Raw genomic sequence first — 16,725 nt, 5'->3', positions numbered from 1 at the left:
ACGGGTCCGGGGTCACGGCACCCCGCCGAGCCGGAGCAGCGCCGTGGTCGCCGCCGCGGCCACCACCACCAGCGGGAACGGCGCCCGGCGCAGCACGAGGACCCCGGCGACGAGCACCCCGGCCGGGCGGGCCCAGCCGGCGAAGCCCTGCGCCTGGGTGAGGGCCGCGGTGGCCACGAGGGCGATGAGCAGCACGGCGGTGGCCGTCGACAGCAGCTGCTCCAGGCCGGCGGAGAGCCGGAGCCGGTCGCGGAGCAGCGGCCCGGCCAGCCGCAGGCCGTACGTGCCGAGGGCGAGCAGGAGGATGGCGGGCAGCGGCATCAGCGGGCCTCCCCCGCGGTGGCGACGGACCGGGCGGGCGCGGCCCGGAGTGCCGAGCGGACGGCGGGCAGGAGTGCCGCCAGTGCGCACAGCACCGACAGTCCGGCGGGCAGGAAGGGCGTCGCGCCGACCGCGAGCACCGCGCCGACGAGGGCCGGGTTGCGGACCGACCGGTCGCCGAGCGAGGGCAGGACGAGGGCCAGCAGGACGGCCGGGAAGGCCGCGTCCAGCCCGAGGGCGTCGGTGTCGCCGATGGCGCCGCCGGCCAGCGTACCGAGCAGGACGGCGATGTTCCAGAAGGCGAACAGCGCCGCGCCGGATGTCCAGTAGGCGGCGCGGCGGGCGGCCGGGTCGCGCTGGAGCAGGGTGAAGGCGGTGGACTCGTCGGTCAGCAGGTGGCTGCCGAGGAGGCGGTCGCGCCACCGGCCGCCGAGGACGTCGCCGACCGCGAAGCCGAAGGGCAGGAGGCGGGCGTTGAGCACCAGGCCGGTCACGACGGCGGCGACCGGTCCGCCGCCGGCCAGCACGACGCCGACCGCGGCGAACTGCGAGCCGCCGGCGAAGACCAGCAGGGACATGGCGACCGGTACCCACGGCGGCAGGCCGCCGGAGACCGCGATCGCACCGAAGGACGCCCCCACGAGGGCGTCGGCGAGACAGACCAGGGTGATGTCGCGGAGCGTGCCGCGGTCGAGTGTTCGCAATGCCGAACGCATGTCCATTAGAATGAACAGCATCACCGCCGTTCGTCAAGTCGAACGATCGGCAGTCTGGAGCGAACACGTGGACAACGCGTCGGCAGCAGGAGGGCACCGTTCCTCGCTCGACCTCATCGCCCTGATCTCCGCCTCGATCCGCCGGGAGCGCGAGCGGGCCGGGCTCTCCATGGCCGAGCTGGCCCGGCGGGCCGGGATCGCCAAGTCGACGCTCTCGCAGCTGGAGTCGGGCACGGGCAACCCCAGCGTGGAGACCCTGTGGGCGCTCGGCGCCGCGCTGGAGGTGCCGTTCAGCCGGCTCGTCGACCCGCCGCGCCCCCACGTGCGGGTGATCCGCGCCGGGGAGGGGCCGGTCACCTACGCCGAGCACGCCGACTACGCGGCGACCCTGCTCGCCTCCTGCCCGCCCGGCGCCCGCCGCGACATCTACCGGATCACCGCCGAGCCCGGCGAGCCCCGGATCTCCGACCCGCACATCCCGGGCTCGGTCGAGCACCTCGTGCTCGGCACCGGGCGCGCACTGGTCGGCCCGGTCGAGGCGCCGGTCGAGCTCGGCCCCGGCGACTACGTGACCTACCCGGGCGACGCCCTGCACGTCTTCGAGGCGCTCGCGCCCGGCACCGCGGCGGTGATCGTCATGGAGCACGTCTGACGGCCGGCGGCGGTCAGCGCTCCGGTCCCTCCAGGGGCTTCACCCAGCGCCGCCACTGCTCCTCGGGCCGGTAGCCCGCGGCCTCCCACGCGCGGCGGCCGAGGTCGTTGTGCTGCAGCACCATGGCGTCCGCGCGGCGTCCGCCCAGCGCCTCGAACCGCCGCTCGGCGGCCGCCACCAAGGCCGCCCCGACCCCGCGGCGCCGCAGCTCCGGGGCGACCGCGAGGCGGTAGAGGTGGCAGCGCCAGCCGTCGAACCCGGCGATCACGGTGCCCGCGAGCACCCCGTCGACCTCCGCGACCAGCAGGGCCTCCGGGTCGCGCGCGACCAGACCGGCGACGCCCGCCGGGTCGTCGGTGATGCTCGTGCCCTCCGCCGCCCGGGCCCAGAACTCCAGCAGCGCGGGGACGTCCCCTGGCACCGCGGCCCGGATCCGCACGGCCCGGCCGTCCGCGCCGGACGGGCCGGCGGTGCCGCTCCGCGGGGCCGGGGCGTGCGCGGCGGGGCTCTCGTTCATGCGCGCCGTCCGGCAGCCGCACCGGCCCTGCGGCCCGGCACCGTCAGCACCCGGACACCGTCCCGTCGCCGGAGAGGGGCGCGAGCTGCCAGACGGTGGTGGGCTTGAGCGCCGTGTCCTCCAGATCGGCCACGACCGGCACCTCGTACGAGGCCAGTTCCGTGAACCGCTCCCGCGGCAGGTAGGCCCGGCCCGGGTCGCCGACGACGACGACGGCGCCGCGGGCCCGGGCGCGTTCCAGGAACGGCAGGAAGCGCGCCGCCATCGCGCGCTCGTAGAAGACGTCCCCGGCGAGCACGACCTCGGCGGATCCACCGTCGCCGTCGAGGAGGTCCTCGACGGCCGCGTCGACGTGCACGCCGTTCGCCTCGGCGTTGATCCCGACCGCCGCCACCGCGTAGGCGTCGATCTCCGCGGCACGGACCGACGCGGCACCGGCCAGCGCCGCGGCGATGCCCACCAGACCGGAGCCGGCCGCCACGTCGAGGACCGTCCGTCCCCGCACCAGCCCGGGGTGGTCGAGGACGTACCGGGCCACCCCCACCCCTCCCGCCCAGGCGAACGCCCAGAACGGCGGCGGCAGGCCCACCTCGCCGCGCGCCGACTCCGTGGTCTCCCACAGCGCGATGGCGTCGTCCGCCATGTGCAGGCTGACCTCCGGTACGAAGGGAACGAGCGCCTGGCTGGTCTCCCTGCGGACGAAGGCCGCGTCCACGGAGGCGGCCCGGTCCGGGAGGGTGGGGGTCTCGTTCGGCATGCCCGCAGCATAGAGGGCCCGCGACCGGCCGGGCCGCCACCGGCGACCGGCCGGAGCGACGGGCCAGGCCGATCGGCGTCCGCCGACGGGCGGTTCCGGTCCGCCCGGCCCGGAGTCCCACCGGCTGCCGGGCGCCGGACGGCGGCTGCCGGGTTCAGTGCGCGGTGAGGTGGTGGACGGCCGCGGCGCAGTCGTCGCAGACCCGCTGGGCCCAGCGTGCCGGGTACCACTCGCCGTCGGCGTCGTCGGGCTGCGCCGGGTCGCGCTGCAGCCCGGCCGTCTCCAGCCCGCAGAAGGTGCGCGGCGCGGGACGGGACGGGTCGGCGGCGGGGCCGGCCGCGTGGACGACCAGCGCGGCCCTGCCCGGCGTGGGGTGCTCGCCGCCGCCGAGGTCGCGTGCGGCGTCGAGCTCCTCGATCTCCAGCATCACCACGATCCTGGCCATCGTCGGGACCGCCTTCCGTCGGGGCCGCTCCCCCGCGCGCTGCCGGGAGGCCACCTTCCACTCTGGACCCGGGCAGCTCCGCTCCGCCTGCGCAGCGGGAGCCGGGCAGGACGGGACCGGGCCGGACGGGCGGACGGCCCTGCCCGCGCACCGGGCGGTCCGGTGCGCGGGCAGGGCAGGGCAGAGCCGGGGCAGGGGCAGGTCGGCCCGGGGACGGGTCCGGCTACCGGCGGGCGTCCTCGGGGAGTCCGGCGGAGTCCGCCGTGTCGGCCGGGCCCGTGCGGGCGGCGGTCGGGGCGGGCAGGCGGGCGGGCCACCAGACGCGGCCGCCGAGGTCGTGCACGAGCGCGGGGACGAGGAGCGAGCGCACGAGCAGCGTGTCGAGCAGGACGCCGAAGGCGACGATGAACGCGATCTGGGCGAGGAAGGCGAGCGGGATGACGCCCAGGGCGGCGAACGTCGCCGCGAGCACCACGCCCGCCGAGGTGATCACGCCGCCGGTCGCGGTGAGGCCGCGCAGCACGCCCTCCCGGGTGCCGTGCCGGAGGGCCTCCTCGCGGACCCGGGTCATGAGGAAGATGTTGTAGTCGACGCCGAGGGCGACCAGGAAGACGAAGCCGTACAGCGGCACGGAGGGGTCGGTCGCGCTGAAGCCGAAGACGTGCGGGAAGACGATCGCCGAGACGCCGAGCGTGGCCAGGTAGGAGAGGGCCACGGTGGCGGCGAGCAGCACGGGCGCGAGCAGGGAGCGCAGCAGCAGCACGAGGACGGCGAGGATGCAGATCAGGACGACCGGGATGATGACCGCACGGTCGTGCTGTGCGGTGGTCCGGGTGTCGTACTGCTGGGCGGTGTAGCCGCCGACGCGGGCGTCGGAGCCGGGCACCGCGTGCACGGCGTCGCGCAGGCGCTGCACGGTGGCGACGGCGGCGTCGCTGTCGGCCGGGTCGTTCAGCGTCGCGTCCAGGCGGACCCTGCCGTCGACCGTCTTCGCGGGGGCGGACGGGTCGCCGCCGGTGTACGGGCGGACGGAGGTCACGCCGGGCACCGTGCGGGCGGCCGCGGCGACGGAGTCCGCGCCGCCGGCGGAGGTGATGATCACCGCCGGGTTGCCGGAGCCGCCGGGGAAGTGCGCCGACAGGACCTTCTGGGCGGTGACGGAGGGCTGTTCCTTGATGAAGAGTTCGGTCTGCGGCACGCCGCTGCTGTCGAGTGCGGGGGCGAACGCGGCCAGGGCGGCGAGGACGACGAGGCTGGCCGCCCAGGTGGCGCGGGGACGGCGGCCGACGACGGCGGCGACCCTGCGCCAGATGCCGTGCACCGGGGCGGTGCCGTCGGCGGGCGGACGGGCGGGCCAGTAGGCGGCGCGGCCGAGCAGCACCAGCGCGGCGGGCAGGAAGGTGAGGGCCGAGAGGACGGAGCACACGATGCCGATGGCGCCGACCGGGCCGAGGGCGCGGTTGTTGGTGAGGTCGGAGAGCAGCAGGACGAGCAGGCCGAGGGCCACGGTCATGCCGGACGCGGCGATGGGTTCGAGCGACTGCCGCCAGGCGATGCGCATGGCGGTGAAGCGGTCGCCGTGCTGCTGGAGCTCCTCCCGGAAGCGGGCGGAGAGGAGCAGTGCGTAGTCCGTGGCGGCGCCGATGACCAGGATCGACAGCAGGCCCTGGACCTGCCCGTCGACGCGGACGACGCCGTGGTCGGCGAGCACGTAGACGACGGCGCAGGAGACGCCGAGGGCGAAGACCGCGCCGAGGATGACGAGGAAGGGCAGCAGCACACTGCGGTAGACGGCGAGCAGGATGACCAGCACGACGCCGAGGGCGACGCCCAGGAGCAGGCCGTCGATGCCGGCGAAGGCGCCGGAGAGGTCGGCCTGGATGGCTGCCGGGCCGGCGATGGCGACGGTGGTGCCGGGTACCTTCTCGGCCAGGCCGCGGATCGCGTCCACGCTGTCCGGGGTGGCGGTGCCGAGGTCGGCGCGGAGCTGGAGGATCGCCTCGGCGGCCTTGCCGTCGGACGACGGGATGACCGGTGACGGCCTGCCGACGGCGCCGGGCACGGAGGCGGCGGACTCGATCGCGCGGCCTGCGGCCTCCTGCTGGGCGGGCTCCAGGGCGCCGCCGCCGCTGTTCTCCCAGATGACGATCACGGGGAGGGTGGAGTCGGCCTGGAATCCCTTGTCGAGGCGGACGACCTCGGTGGACTCGGCGCTCCGGGGGAGGAACGCGGCGTTGTCGTTGGTCGCGACCTCGGAGAGCTTTCCGGCGTAGGAGCCGAACGCGCCGCCCAGGGCGAGCCAGGTGATCAGGAGGGCGAGGGGCAGGAGGAGTCTGAGGCGACGTCGGTTGGCGAGCATGGCGGGGGAGCCCTTCGGGCGGGCGGTGAAAGACCGGACGGCCGATAGTATCTCAATGATTGAGAGTCTTTATCGGTGAACCACAGCGCCGGGGGCGCACGGACGCCGACACCCGCCCCGCCTGCCCGCGATCCTGGACCGAATGCGCCGCGCACCGGTGTCGCATCGATCGTGCATCGAACGACCCGGCCTTCCCGCCGCCACCGCCGCCCGCTGCCGCCCGGCCACCGCCGGCCCCGCCACCACGCCGCCCCGCCTGCGCCGCGGGGTCCGGGGCCGGCGGCGCCCCCAGGCCGCTCCGCGCGCCGCCCGGCCACCGCCGGCCCCGCCCCCAGGCGGCCCCGCCTGCGCCGCGGGGTCCGGTGCGCGCTGCTCGCACAGCGCGCCCCGGACCCCGCGGTCACGGCTCCGGGCCCGCCGCTACGCCGTGGCCCCGACGTAGAGCGCCACCGCGTCACCCGCCCCGACGGTGGCGGTGAAGGTGCCGGTCGAGCCGACGGTGTAGGTGGGTCCGGTGCAGCCTCCGCCGGCGGTCGGGTCGCCGTGCTGGACGTCGCAGTAGGTGCCGGCCGGCAGCGAGGTCTGGAAGGTCCGGCTGATCGCGCCCGACTCGCGGTTGACGGCGACGTACCCCTTGCCGCCGCGGCCGAAGGCGATGGCGTTGTTGCCGTTGGACCACCAGTTCGTCACCGCGGTGCCCGCGACGGCGTTGCGGAAGCCCACCATGTTGGCGATCTGCCGCCACTTGTGCTGGCACTTCCAGCCGTCGGAGAAGCAGGCGTTGACGGTGCCGCCGTTGGGCGGGCCGGCGTCGGCGTTCGAGAACTCGTAGCCGGAGTAGACGTTGGGTGAGCCGTACGGCCAGGCCAGCATGTAGACGTTGGCGAGGGTGTAGGTGGAGCCGTACGTGTAGTTGAGCGTGGAGCCGTTGCGCTCGGTGTCCCAGTTGTCCGTGAAGGTACGGGCGCTGGCGCCGGGCAGGTAGCCCGCGCCCCAGGAGTCGTTCCAGTTGCTCAGGTAGGCGAGCTTCTCGGAGGTGAAGATCCGCTTGAGGTCGTACGCGCCCTGGAACGCGTCCACGTCCCCGGTGCCGGTGTACTCCCCCGGCTGGACGGCCTCGCCGGAGCCGTAGATCACCTCCTGGACCCAGTAGATGCCCGGCTTGCTCAACTTGGCCTTGATCGCCGCCAGATCGGCCGCGGCCATGTGCTTGGCGGCGTCGATGCGGAAGCCGTCCACGCCCGCGGCGATCAGCGTGTTGAGGTAGGCGGCGATCGTGGAGCGCACGTAGTCGCTGCCGGTGTCGAGGTCGGCCAGCCCGGAGAGCTCGCAGTTCTGCACGTTGCCGCGGTTGCCGTAGTCGCTGATGTTCGTGCGGCAGGAGTGGAAGTCCTGGGTCTGGTAGTAGCCGGGGTAGTTGTACTTGGTGTACGCGGTGCCGCCGGTGCCGGTGCCGGACCCTGCGCTCATGTGGTTCACCACCGCGTCGGCGACGACCTTGACGCCCGCCGCGTGGCAGGTGTTCACCATGGCCTTGAAGGCGGTGGCGTCACCGAGCCGGCCGGCGATCCGGTAGCCGACGGGCTGGTAGGAGGTCCACCACTGCGCCCCCTGGATGTGCTCCTGGGGCGGGGAGACCTCGACGTAGCCGTAGCCCTTCGGGCCGAGCGTGGCGGTGCACTCCTTGGCGACCGAGGCGAACGTCCACTCGAACAGCGTGGCGGTCACCGTCCTGGCACCGGGCGGGGTGGCGTGCGCGGCGGGGGCCTGGGCGAGGCCCGCGCCGAGCGGGAGGCTCAGCACGGCGGCGGTGGCGAGCACGCCCGCGGTGCGCGGCCTGCGGTGCCCGCGCCGGGGCTCGCGTCTGCGCTGCGGCTCGCGTACGGATCGGTCCACGGCGTCTCCTTGCGGGTGGGGGCAGCTCGGGGAGCTGGGCTGGGGTGCATGGTGCGCATGGGCGCACAGGGGGGCATGCAAAGTCATTCGGAGAATTTCCGAAATGGTCATGAAACTTGCTGGAAACTTTCCGAGCCCAGAACGTACGGTTTTGATGAATCGCCGTCAAGACTTCGCGCGGGGAACGCCGCTGAACACCCCTGGAGCGCACCCCGCCCCGCGGCCCGCACCGGACGCCGCACGGCACGGCGACGCCCCCGCCGCGGCCCGGCGCGGAGCCGGAACACGACGGGGGCGTCAGCCTCGCGGGTCAGCCGCCCTGCGGCCCGCGCCGCCGCGGCCCACCGGCCGCGCACGACCACCCGCGGGCGCCCGCGGTCACTCGGACACCCGGATGACGATCTTGCCGTGGGTGTGACCCTCCCGGCTCAGGTCGAAGGCCTCGCCCGTCCGCTCCAGCGGCAGCACCGCCGCCACCGGCACCACGAGCCGGCCCTCGTCGGCCAGCACGGCCAGCGCCCGCAGTCCGTCGCCGTCCGGGCGCACCCACATCCACTGCCCGCCCGCACCGACCACCCGGTCGTCGGCGATGGACGCGTGCCGGCCGCCCTCCCGGAGCACGGCCAGCGTGGCGTCGAGGACGCCGCCGACGTAGTCCGCGACGACCGTCACCCCCGACGGCGCCAGCGCGCGGACCCGCTCCGCCAGGCCCTCGCCGTACGCCACCGGCTCGGCGCCCAGCGCCCGCAGGCGCTCGTGGTTGGACGGCGACGCGGTGCCGATCACCCGGGCGCCCAGCGCCACCGCGATCTGCACGGCGAACGTGCCGACCCCGCCCGCGGCGCCGTGCACGAGCACGACGTCGTCCGGGCCCGTCCCGAGCCGGGTGAGCGTCTGGTGGGCCGTCAGCCCGGCCAGCGGCAGGCCCGCGGCCTCGTCCCACCCGAGCGACGCCGGCTTGAGGGCCACGTCGCGGGCGGCCACCGTCACGAACTCGGCGAACGTGCCGCCGTGCACGTGATCGCGACGGGCGTAGGCGCAGACCTCCTCACCGGGCGCGAACTCGGGGGTGTCCAGGCCGACCTGCTCCACGACACCGGCGACGTCCCAGCCGGGCACGGCCGGGAAGACGATGTCCATCAGCCCGTCCAGTCCGCCCGCCATCACCTTCCAGTCGACCGGGTTGACCGCGGCGCTCCGCACCCTGATCAGCACCTCGCCCGGGCCCACCTTCGGGCGGGGCAGGGTGGTCGCCGCAAGGACCTCGTTGCCGCCGTACGCGCGGTAGGCGACCGCTCTCATCACCCCGGCATCGGGCGATCCGGCCATGGTGAACCTCCACTGTGCGGGCTCGCGGGCGGGTCGGTGCACCACACCCGGCTCGACCACCATCGGACCACGACGGGCGGGCGACGGGCGACCGCAGAACGGGCGACCGCAGGACGGGCGGGCCGGCGGGCCGCGCCGGCGAAGGCCACCGGCGGCGCGCCGCGGGACGGCGACCCGCGGACCCTTGCACGGGCGCGGCCGCGCATCATATGTTACCGATGGGTAGGCGGGATCGCGGTGAGCGTTGCCCGCAGGGCCGGCGACCGGGCCGCGCACCCGGGTCCGCCGCCCGTACCCCCGTTCACCCGACCGCCACCCGTCCGCCGTCCGCCGTCCGCCCCGCCGAAGGAGCCCACCATGCCCGTGCTCGACCGCCACGACGACGTGTTCGTCCTCGACCTCGGCGACGGCGAGAACCGCTTCCACCCCGACTGGATCGCCTCCGCCGACGCCGCCCTCGACGAGGTGGAGAAGACCGACGGGGCCCGCGCCCTGGTGACCGCCGCCACCGGCAAGTTCTACTCCAACGGCCTCGACCTGGAGTGGCTCTACGCCAACGCGGACCGGTACCAGGAGTACGTCGTGTCGGTGCACCGGCTGTTCGCCCGGATGCTGTCGCTGCCCGTGGTCACCGTGGCCGCCCTGCAGGGGCACACCTACGCCGCCGGGGCCATGCTCTCCCTCGCGCACGACTTCCGCGTGATGCGCGCCGACCGCGGCTTCTGGTGCCTGCCCGAGGCCGACATCGACATCCCCTTCACCCCCGGCATGTCCGCCCTGATCCAGGCACGGCTGGCACCCCAGGTCGCGCACGAGGCCATGACCACCGCGCGGCGCTACGGCGGCACGGACGCCCTGGCCGCCGCCGTCGTCGACCGCGCGGTGGACGAGGACGCCGTGCGCCCCACCGCCGTCGGCATCGCACGGGCCCAGGCGGCCAAGGCCGGCCCCACGCTCGGCACCATCAAGGCCCGCATGTACGCGACCGTCCTGGAGACCCTGCGCTCCGAGGACGACCCCCTCGGCTGACGCCCCCGGACCACCGCGGCCGGACCGGCCGTCACCGGCGTCCCCGCCTCCCGTTCCGCGAACGCACGGGAGCATCACCGGCTAAGTACCGTTTCCATACCGAAGCCGTGATGAGCTGCGGAAACGCTCGCGGCCGAACGGGCGCCCGAGTACCATCCGGCTGACGCCCCGGGCGCCGGATGGCCACGTGCCGCACCGGCCCGACGGCGGGCTCTCGCGGGGCAACGGAGGTCACCGCGCACTCGGCACCGCGCGCCAGAGCTGTCGCGCGAACGCGGGAAAGGCAGCGACTTGACGGATCGGCTCACCGGAGGGGACTCCTCACTGCTGCGTCGCATCAACGCGGCAGTCACCCTGCGGGCGCTGCGGGACGGGCACTCCGTGACCCTGACCCGGCTCGTCGGCGACACCGGGCTCTCCCGGCCCACCGTCGAGGGAGTCATCGAGGGCCTGCTGGAGGCCGGGCTCGTCGCCGAGGTCGAGAACGGCCAGGACGGCGGAGGGCGCCGCGGCCGCCCCGCCCGCTGGTTCCGCTTCCGCGCCGAGGCCGGCCACGTGCTGGGCATCGAGATCGGCGTGCACGACGTCCGTGTGGTGCTGGCCGACCTCGCCGGCGAGATCCTCGCGAGCCACGCCAAGCCCGTCCACGAGACGCTCGACGCCGAGGAGCGGCTCGGCGTCATGCGCACCACGGTCGCCGAGGTGCTCCGCAAGGCCGGCGTCTCGCGCGACAGCCTGTGGGCGGTCGCCGTCGGCACGCCCGGCATCGTCGACGGCGAGGGCACCGTGCAGCTCAGCACCGCCATGCCCGGCTGGACCGGCCTCGACCTCGGCGCCCGGCTGCGCCGCTCGTTCCGCTGCACCGTCACCATCGAGAACGACGCCAACCTCGCCGCCATCGCCGAGCACTGGAAGGGCGCAGCCGTCGGCAAGGGCGACGTCGTCTTCGTCATGGCCGGGCTCAGCCCGGGTGCGGGTTCCCTGATCAACGGGCGGCTGCACCGCGGTTACGGCGGTGCGGCCGGCGAGATCGGCGCACTGCACCTGCTCGGCCAGGAGGCCACCCCCGAACGGCTGTTGTCGACCACCGGCAAGCCCCTCGACCCGCTGGACGAGGCCGCCGTCGCCCGCGTGCTGCGGCTGGCCCGCGAGGGCGACGAGGTCGCCCAGGTCGCGATGGACCGCTTCATGCGGCGGCTCGTCCACGACGTGGCCGCGCTCGTGCTCGCGCTCGACCCGGAGCTGGTCGTGGTCGGCGGCTGGGCGGCCGGCCTGGACGGCGTGCTGGAGCCGCTGCGCGAGCGGCTCGCGCAGTTCACGCTGCGCGCACCCGAGGTGTCGCTCGCCACGCTCGGCACGGAGGTCGTGGCGACGGGCGCGCTGCGGGTCGCCCTCGACCACGTCGAGGTGCAGCTCTTCGCCGTCGATCCGCCCGGCACCGGCAGCCGCTGACCGGCCGTCGGCGGCTCCGGCGCCCCGGTCGGCCGGCACGTGCAGCGGCGCCGGCCCCGAGGGGACCGGCGCCGCGTACGGGCGGTGCGGGCGGGCTCAGGCGGAGCGGACCGCCTCGACCGGCGTGACCTCGACGGCCCCGGCCTCGCCGAAGGTGAGCTTGCAGGTGTCCGCGCGGTAGGTGCAGACCGCGCGGGCGATCCGGCGGCCGGCCGCGGCGTACTGCGTGGTGACGACCAGCACCGGCGTGCCCGGGGGACGCTCCAGCAGGGCCGCCTGCGCGGCCTCGGCGACGCCCAGTTCCACGGTGCGCGACTCCCCGTCGACCCCGCACCGCTCCAGCTGGCGCAGTACCGAGCGGGCGCGCTCGCCCTCGGCCGTCGAGCCGACGAGCTGCGGGAGTGCGGGCAGGTGCGGCACCGCGGAGTCGGGCACGTGCAGCGACTCCGTCGCCATCACCCGGCCCTGCACCAGCCGCAGCCGGCGCACGGTGTGCACGATCTCGCCCTGGGGGATGCCCAGTTCGGCGGCGAGCCGCTCGGTGGCGGGGGCGCTCGTGCAGTCCACCACCCGCCAGGCCTGGCTGCGCGAGGCGCTCGGCCAGCCCTCCTCGCTGCTGCTCACCGGCACACCGACCCGCGGGGCGGCGATCAGGGTGCCGATGCCGCGGCGGCGGACGAGCCGGCCTTCCAGCTCCAGCTGGTCGAGGGCCTGCCGCAGCGTCGCCCGGGCCACCCCGAAGCGCGCTGCCAGCTCACGCTCGTTGGGCAGCACCTGCCCCGTGGAGAACTCCGAGTCGATGGTGCGCACCAACACGGTGCGCAGGTGCCAGTACTTCGGCTCCGGGGCTGCCGTGAGCTGTCCTTGCGCCACCGTGTCCTCCACCCTGAAGGTCCTGAAGTGTGGGCCGGCCCACCACTCCCCTGTTTCGGCAGGTGGGGAGGGTGGGCTTTATCCGTCCTTCTTTATTAAAGGTCTTTGCAGTATGTGACCTTAGGGGGTGCCGAACGACATGGTCAAGACCAATGACGGGCCGCCGACCGGTCCCCGCCGCGGCCCGCTCGTTCGTGAACCCCGCCACACCCGGGGCCTGCCGCTTCGGCGATCCGGCCCGCCGCCCGGTACCCTCCCGGGGTGATCGTGGTTTCAACCGTCAACGTCAACGGCATCCGTGCAGCCGCCAAGAAGGGCCTCGTCGGCTGGCTCGCCGACACCAAGGCCGACGTGGTCTGCCTGCAGGAGGTCCGCGCCGAACCCGGCCAGCTCCCCCCGGAGATCCGCGACCTCGACGGCTGGCACGCCGTGTGGGCGCCCGCCGCGGCCAAGGGGCGCGCAGGCGTCGCCGTGCTCTCCCGCCGCGCGCCCGAGCGCACCGCCGTCGGGTTCGGCTCCACCGAGTTCGACGGTTCCGGCCGGTACGCCGAGATCGACCTGCCCGGCCTCACCGTCGCCAGCCTCTACCTGCCGTCCGGCGAGGTCGGCACCGAGCGCCAGGACGAGAAGGAACGCTTCATGGCGGAGTTCCTCGTCCACCTCGACGACCTGAGGCGGCGGGCCGCCGAGGACGGCCGCGAGGTGCTCGTCTGCGGCGACTGGAACATCGCCCACCGCGAGGACGACCTCAAGAACTGGCGCGCCAACCAGAAGAACGCCGGCTTCCTCCCCGAGGAGCGCGCCTGGCTCACCCGCCTCTTCGACGAGGTCGGCTACGTCGACGTCGTCCGCCGCCTCCACCCCGACCGGCCCGGCCCGTACTCGTGGTGGTCCTACCGCGGCCGGGCGTTCGACAACGACTCGGGCTGGCGAATCGACTTGATTTGTACAACGGAGGGTATCGCAAGCCGCTGCACCGAGGCGTACGTGGAGCGGCCAGCTTCCCACGCCGAGCGCTGGTCCGACCACGCGCCCGTCACGGCGGTCCTCGACCACAAGTTCTGACTCAGCGACCCGGCATCGCCGAACGCCGGGGTACGCCCGGCAGCACTGCAGTCCGGCGTCGGCAGCCAGTGAGTCCTTCCCATACACCTGGAGTTCGAGTTCGGCTGTGAGCCGCTCGAGTTCGTCGTGGAGGCCGCAGGCCAGCGCCGCCTCGACGGCGTAGGTGGTCAAGGAGCTCGACCGTGTCCACTCCCCCGCCGCCCGCAGGAGGTCGACCGCCCGGGTCGGCGTCTCCGGGGCGGCCTCCGGTGTGCCTTGAAGGAGCAGGACGGGCCGATAAGGTGGGGATGTGGCGTCTACCGTCGATCTGCTTCGCAGCACGCTGAGCGAGTGCGAATACAAGGCACTGGAAACCCTGGCCGGCGCAGGCGGGCCGCTGTCCGGCCGGGCCGTGGCCGCGGCGCTGGGTGTGTCCCCGACCATGGCGACGGCGGCGCTGCACAGGCTTCGGGACGCCGGGTACGCGATCTCCAGCCGGGTCGGCCGCGCCGACCAGTGGCACATCAACAGCGCGAACGCCGTGCTGCGCACCTGGCTGGAGGAGACTCGGGCGAGCACCGCCGACGCCTCGGACCCTGGCGGGATGAGTCCATACGCGACAGGGGGTGGCGGCGTCACCTTCGAGCGCAAGGTCGCTGTCCAGTACCTCGCGCGTCTGCTCCTCGGTGCTGGCGCGACCGAGCTCGGCGACGGCCGACTGGTGGTAGGGGTGGACTTCCAGCAGTCGCCCGGCCACTCGGTTGATGACCTCGTCGTTCACGCGGCCCGTGCCGACGAGTCCGAGCCCTCCCTCGTACTCGCCATCGCCGTACGGCGCGCACCCGACCTCGTGCAGAGTAACGAGCTGAGCAGGAAGCTCATCTCCACGTTCGTGCAGGAGACCGCCAACGTGCCGAGCAACGGCCCCGAACACCGGGCGGCACTGGTCGTCGCAGGCCCCCAGGACCACGCCGAACAGCTCGCCGTACTCGCCGCCGAAGCTCTCCGGCAGAAGGACACACCCAGCTTCTTCGGCCTCATCCGCACACATCGGAAGTTCACCACCGAGGTGCGGACACGCCTCACCCACATCGAGAAGCTCGTCGAACTCGCACTCACGAAGCCCGGAACTCCCGATCCCAGCCTGCAGCTTGTCCAACAGCGCACCTGGGAGATGCTGTCGCGGCTGACCGTGCTCATGCCCAGACTCGAGACACCGGACGAACTGGATTGGGCCGGCGTAACGAACACCTTGATCCCCGTCGCCCGCGGCACGGACCTCTACGGGGCCACCCGTCTGCTGGAGCGGCTCGTCGCCCTGGCCGACGAGTACCCACCGAAGGCAGCCACCGTCGACCTGAGCGTCCTGCGGCGCGATGCGCACGAGGTCCTCGACTCGACCACACGCCGCCACCGGCAGGGGTGGCGGATGCTCGACCACCTGCACGAGCGCGCGCTCGCGTCGGTCCGCGATGAGATCGCCGCCGAGGGTGCCGACCGCACCGTACACCTCGACCGCAGCGACACCGCGAGCCAACTGCTCCAACTCATCGAGTCCGAGGCTGCGGCGGTCGTCGCGCGCGGTGACTCCGGCGTAGGCAAGAGCGCCCTGGTCCTCCGCACGCTTGCCGACGCCGCCAAGGACGTCGACTCCGTGCAGACGGTGTGCATCAATCTGCGACAACTCCCGAACACCACAATGGAGCTGGAGACCGCGCTCGGCACCCCGCTGGCGACCCTTCTCGGCGAGCTCAGCGCCCCTCGGCGCGTCCTGGTGATCGACGGCGCGGATGCCCTCGCCGAAGGGAAACGCGAGCCCTTCCTCCACCTGATCGACGCGGCACGCCAGGCCGAAGTCAAAACTGTCGCGATCACCGCGAACGACGCCCAGCAGGTGGTCCGCGACACCATCACGGATCGCATCACCGCAGAGGTCGCGAGCTTCGAGGTGCCGCCACTGACCGACGCCCAGGTGGCCGAAGTCGTCACCGTCTTCACCGAGCTGTCGACCCTCGCAGCTGACTCCAGGTCACGTGAACTGCTGCGCAGGCCCGTCGTGGTGGACCTGCTAGTCCGCGGAGGTGTCAACGGCACTCCCCTCAGCGATGCCGACGCCATGCAGCAGGTGTGGTCGCGACTGGTACTCCGCCCAGGACATCCCGAACGCGGTACCCCCGACGCCCGCAGTATCACGCTGCTACGCCTCGCGGCCCTGGAACTCGGCCAGGGAGATGCCCTGGAGGTCGTGAGCGCGATCGACCCCACCGCGCTCGCCGGCCTCCGACAGGACGGCCTGCTCCGCACGGACCCTGATGACCCGTTCGCCATCGGCCCGCAGTTCGCGCACGACGAGGTCCGCCGGTACGCGATCGCCCGACTCTTCCTCTCCGCGGGACATCCCACTGCGAAGCTGGTCGAGGTCGGCGTGCCGCGGTGGGCGCTCGGTGCCGCACGACTCGCCTGCCAAGCACTGCTCGCCGCGCCCGATGCCTTGAAGACCCCCGTACGCGGCAGACTCGCCCGCCTGCAGGAGGAGTTCGACGGCCTGGTCGCCCAGGGCCACGGCGACCGCTGGGGAGACGTGCCCGGTGAAGCGCTCCTGACGCTCGGAGCACCCGACCCGGTCCTTCGCGACGCGTGGCCGGCCCTACAAGCTCACCCCGACACCGGCGTGCGGCGACTCATCCGACTCGTGGACCAGCGCCTGCACAATGAAGCAGGCTTGGTACGGATCACCGCTGTCGAACCGATCATCGCCCTGCTGCTCGAAGACGAGGAGCCATGGCGCCGAGGCAAGCACGTGCAGGGCATTCTGCGAGACTGGCTCCATGCCGTCATCGTCAAGAACGAACCCGCCGGCTATCCGCTGCGCGTCAAGCTGCACGACCGCCTGATCACCGCTTGCGCCGCAGCCGACCGCCGGTTCGAGGACGCACAGGCAGCCCGGCCTCCGGGGGAGGCCGAAGCGGAGCAGCGATTCCTGGAGGAGCAGCGGCTGCGTTTCTTGGGGAACGGCCGCCGTCGCCGTGCCCGCCGCCGTGCCCGCCGTGAGCTGCCGCGGGAGATCACCGACGAGGTCATGGTCGAGCTGTTGGCACTGCTCGGCGCGGATCTCGGCGAGGACGGCGAAGCCGTCCTCCGCCGCGTTGCCAGCGACGCGCCGGCACGGCTCGGCCCCGCCGTAGAGGAGTTGTTGACCGGCCGGGCTCTAGTAGGGCTTGGTCAGGTGTGATCACTGGCGGCGTGTCCTTGTGGCCGCGGGCGCGTTGATGGTGTGTGACACCTGAGGAGATGGATCGGGTCCGGGAGGACCTGGAGTCGTTCACGGCGGAGAT

Annotated in this window: 14 protein-coding genes; 5 read left to right on the top strand and 9 right to left on the bottom strand. The window is 73.9% G+C overall.

Annotated features, from left to right (window positions below; translation table 11 throughout):
* Nucleotides 1-12: 12 nt before the first annotated feature.
* Together SNE206_RS35525 and SNE206_RS35520 are read right to left on the bottom strand one after the other, a co-directional pair.
* Entirely contained in the window at nt 13-321 is a 309-nt protein-coding gene (locus SNE206_RS35525; protein WP_405009517.1) for an AzlD domain-containing protein, read from the bottom strand.
* On the bottom strand, nt 321-1,037 hold the full coding sequence (locus tag SNE206_RS35520; RefSeq protein WP_407917700.1) for an AzlC family ABC transporter permease: 717 nt from the start codon (nt 1,035-1,037) through the stop codon (nt 321-323). Before SNE206_RS35520 ends, SNE206_RS35525 begins: the two co-directional genes overlap by 1 nt.
* A 67-nt stretch (nt 1,038-1,104) precedes the next feature.
* Here SNE206_RS35520 and SNE206_RS35515 point away from each other — a divergent pair, with 67 nt between their 5' ends.
* Nucleotides 1,105-1,689: a helix-turn-helix domain-containing protein gene (locus tag SNE206_RS35515; RefSeq protein ID WP_407917699.1), complete on the top strand. Its 585-nt coding sequence runs from the start codon at nt 1,105-1,107 to the stop codon at nt 1,687-1,689.
* Nucleotides 1,690-1,702: 13 nt separating this feature from the next.
* On the opposite strand, the gene SNE206_RS35510 is transcribed toward SNE206_RS35515, so the two are convergent.
* From SNE206_RS35510 to SNE206_RS35485, 6 genes are all read right to left on the bottom strand, one after another.
* The gene (locus tag SNE206_RS35510) at nt 1,703-2,206 is read right to left on the bottom strand and encodes a GNAT family N-acetyltransferase (protein WP_407917698.1); all 504 of its coding nucleotides are present in this window, start codon (nt 2,204-2,206) and stop codon (nt 1,703-1,705) included.
* 43 nt (nt 2,207-2,249) lie between these two features.
* Nucleotides 2,250-2,963, bottom strand: coding sequence for a class I SAM-dependent methyltransferase (locus tag SNE206_RS35505; RefSeq protein ID WP_407917697.1), 714 nt, complete (start codon nt 2,961-2,963; stop codon nt 2,250-2,252).
* 154 nt (nt 2,964-3,117) lie between these two features.
* The gene (locus tag SNE206_RS35500) at nt 3,118-3,408 is read right to left on the bottom strand and encodes a hypothetical protein (RefSeq protein ID WP_407917696.1); all 291 of its coding nucleotides are present in this window, start codon (nt 3,406-3,408) and stop codon (nt 3,118-3,120) included.
* A gap of 223 nt (nt 3,409-3,631) precedes the next feature.
* Complete coding sequence (locus SNE206_RS35495; RefSeq protein WP_407917695.1) at nt 3,632-5,767, bottom strand: MMPL family transporter; 2,136 nt, start codon at nt 5,765-5,767, stop codon at nt 3,632-3,634.
* A gap of 420 nt (nt 5,768-6,187) precedes the next feature.
* Entirely contained in the window at nt 6,188-7,570 is a 1,383-nt protein-coding gene (locus SNE206_RS35490; protein WP_407917718.1) for an alpha-amylase, read from the bottom strand.
* Nucleotides 7,571-8,041: 471 nt separating this feature from the next.
* Nucleotides 8,042-8,965, bottom strand: coding sequence for an NADP-dependent oxidoreductase (locus tag SNE206_RS35485; protein ID WP_407917717.1), 924 nt, complete (start codon nt 8,963-8,965; stop codon nt 8,042-8,044).
* A gap of 384 nt (nt 8,966-9,349) precedes the next feature.
* On the opposite strand from SNE206_RS35485, the gene SNE206_RS35480 reads away from it, so the two are divergent.
* Together SNE206_RS35480 and SNE206_RS35475 are read left to right on the top strand one after the other, a co-directional pair.
* Nucleotides 9,350-10,021, top strand: a complete 672-nt coding sequence (locus SNE206_RS35480) for an enoyl-CoA hydratase-related protein (RefSeq protein ID WP_407917694.1) — start codon at nt 9,350-9,352, stop codon at nt 10,019-10,021.
* A 291-nt stretch (nt 10,022-10,312) separates the two neighbouring features.
* A complete protein-coding gene (locus tag SNE206_RS35475) occupies nt 10,313-11,473 on the top strand; it encodes an ROK family protein (RefSeq protein WP_405009526.1) in 1,161 nt (386 codons plus the stop codon).
* 96 nt (nt 11,474-11,569) lie between these two features.
* On the opposite strand, the gene SNE206_RS35470 is transcribed toward SNE206_RS35475, so the two are convergent.
* The gene (locus SNE206_RS35470) at nt 11,570-12,346 is read right to left on the bottom strand and encodes a UTRA domain-containing protein (RefSeq protein ID WP_407917716.1); all 777 of its coding nucleotides are present in this window, start codon (nt 12,344-12,346) and stop codon (nt 11,570-11,572) included.
* 261 nt (nt 12,347-12,607) lie between these two features.
* On the opposite strand from SNE206_RS35470, the gene SNE206_RS35465 reads away from it, so the two are divergent.
* On the top strand, nt 12,608-13,411 hold the full coding sequence (locus tag SNE206_RS35465; protein WP_407917693.1) for an exodeoxyribonuclease III: 804 nt from the start codon (nt 12,608-12,610) through the stop codon (nt 13,409-13,411).
* Nucleotides 13,412-13,700: 289 nt separating this feature from the next.
* On the top strand, nt 13,701-16,622 hold the full coding sequence (locus SNE206_RS35460) for a hypothetical protein (RefSeq protein ID WP_407917692.1): 2,922 nt from the start codon (nt 13,701-13,703) through the stop codon (nt 16,620-16,622).
* Nucleotides 16,623-16,725: the final 103 nt, after the last annotated feature.

Source organism: Kitasatospora sp. NE20-6, assembly GCF_045862635.1.
The sequence above is the reverse complement of the archived record's forward strand: the minus strand, read 5'-3'. Positions and strand labels throughout refer to the sequence as shown.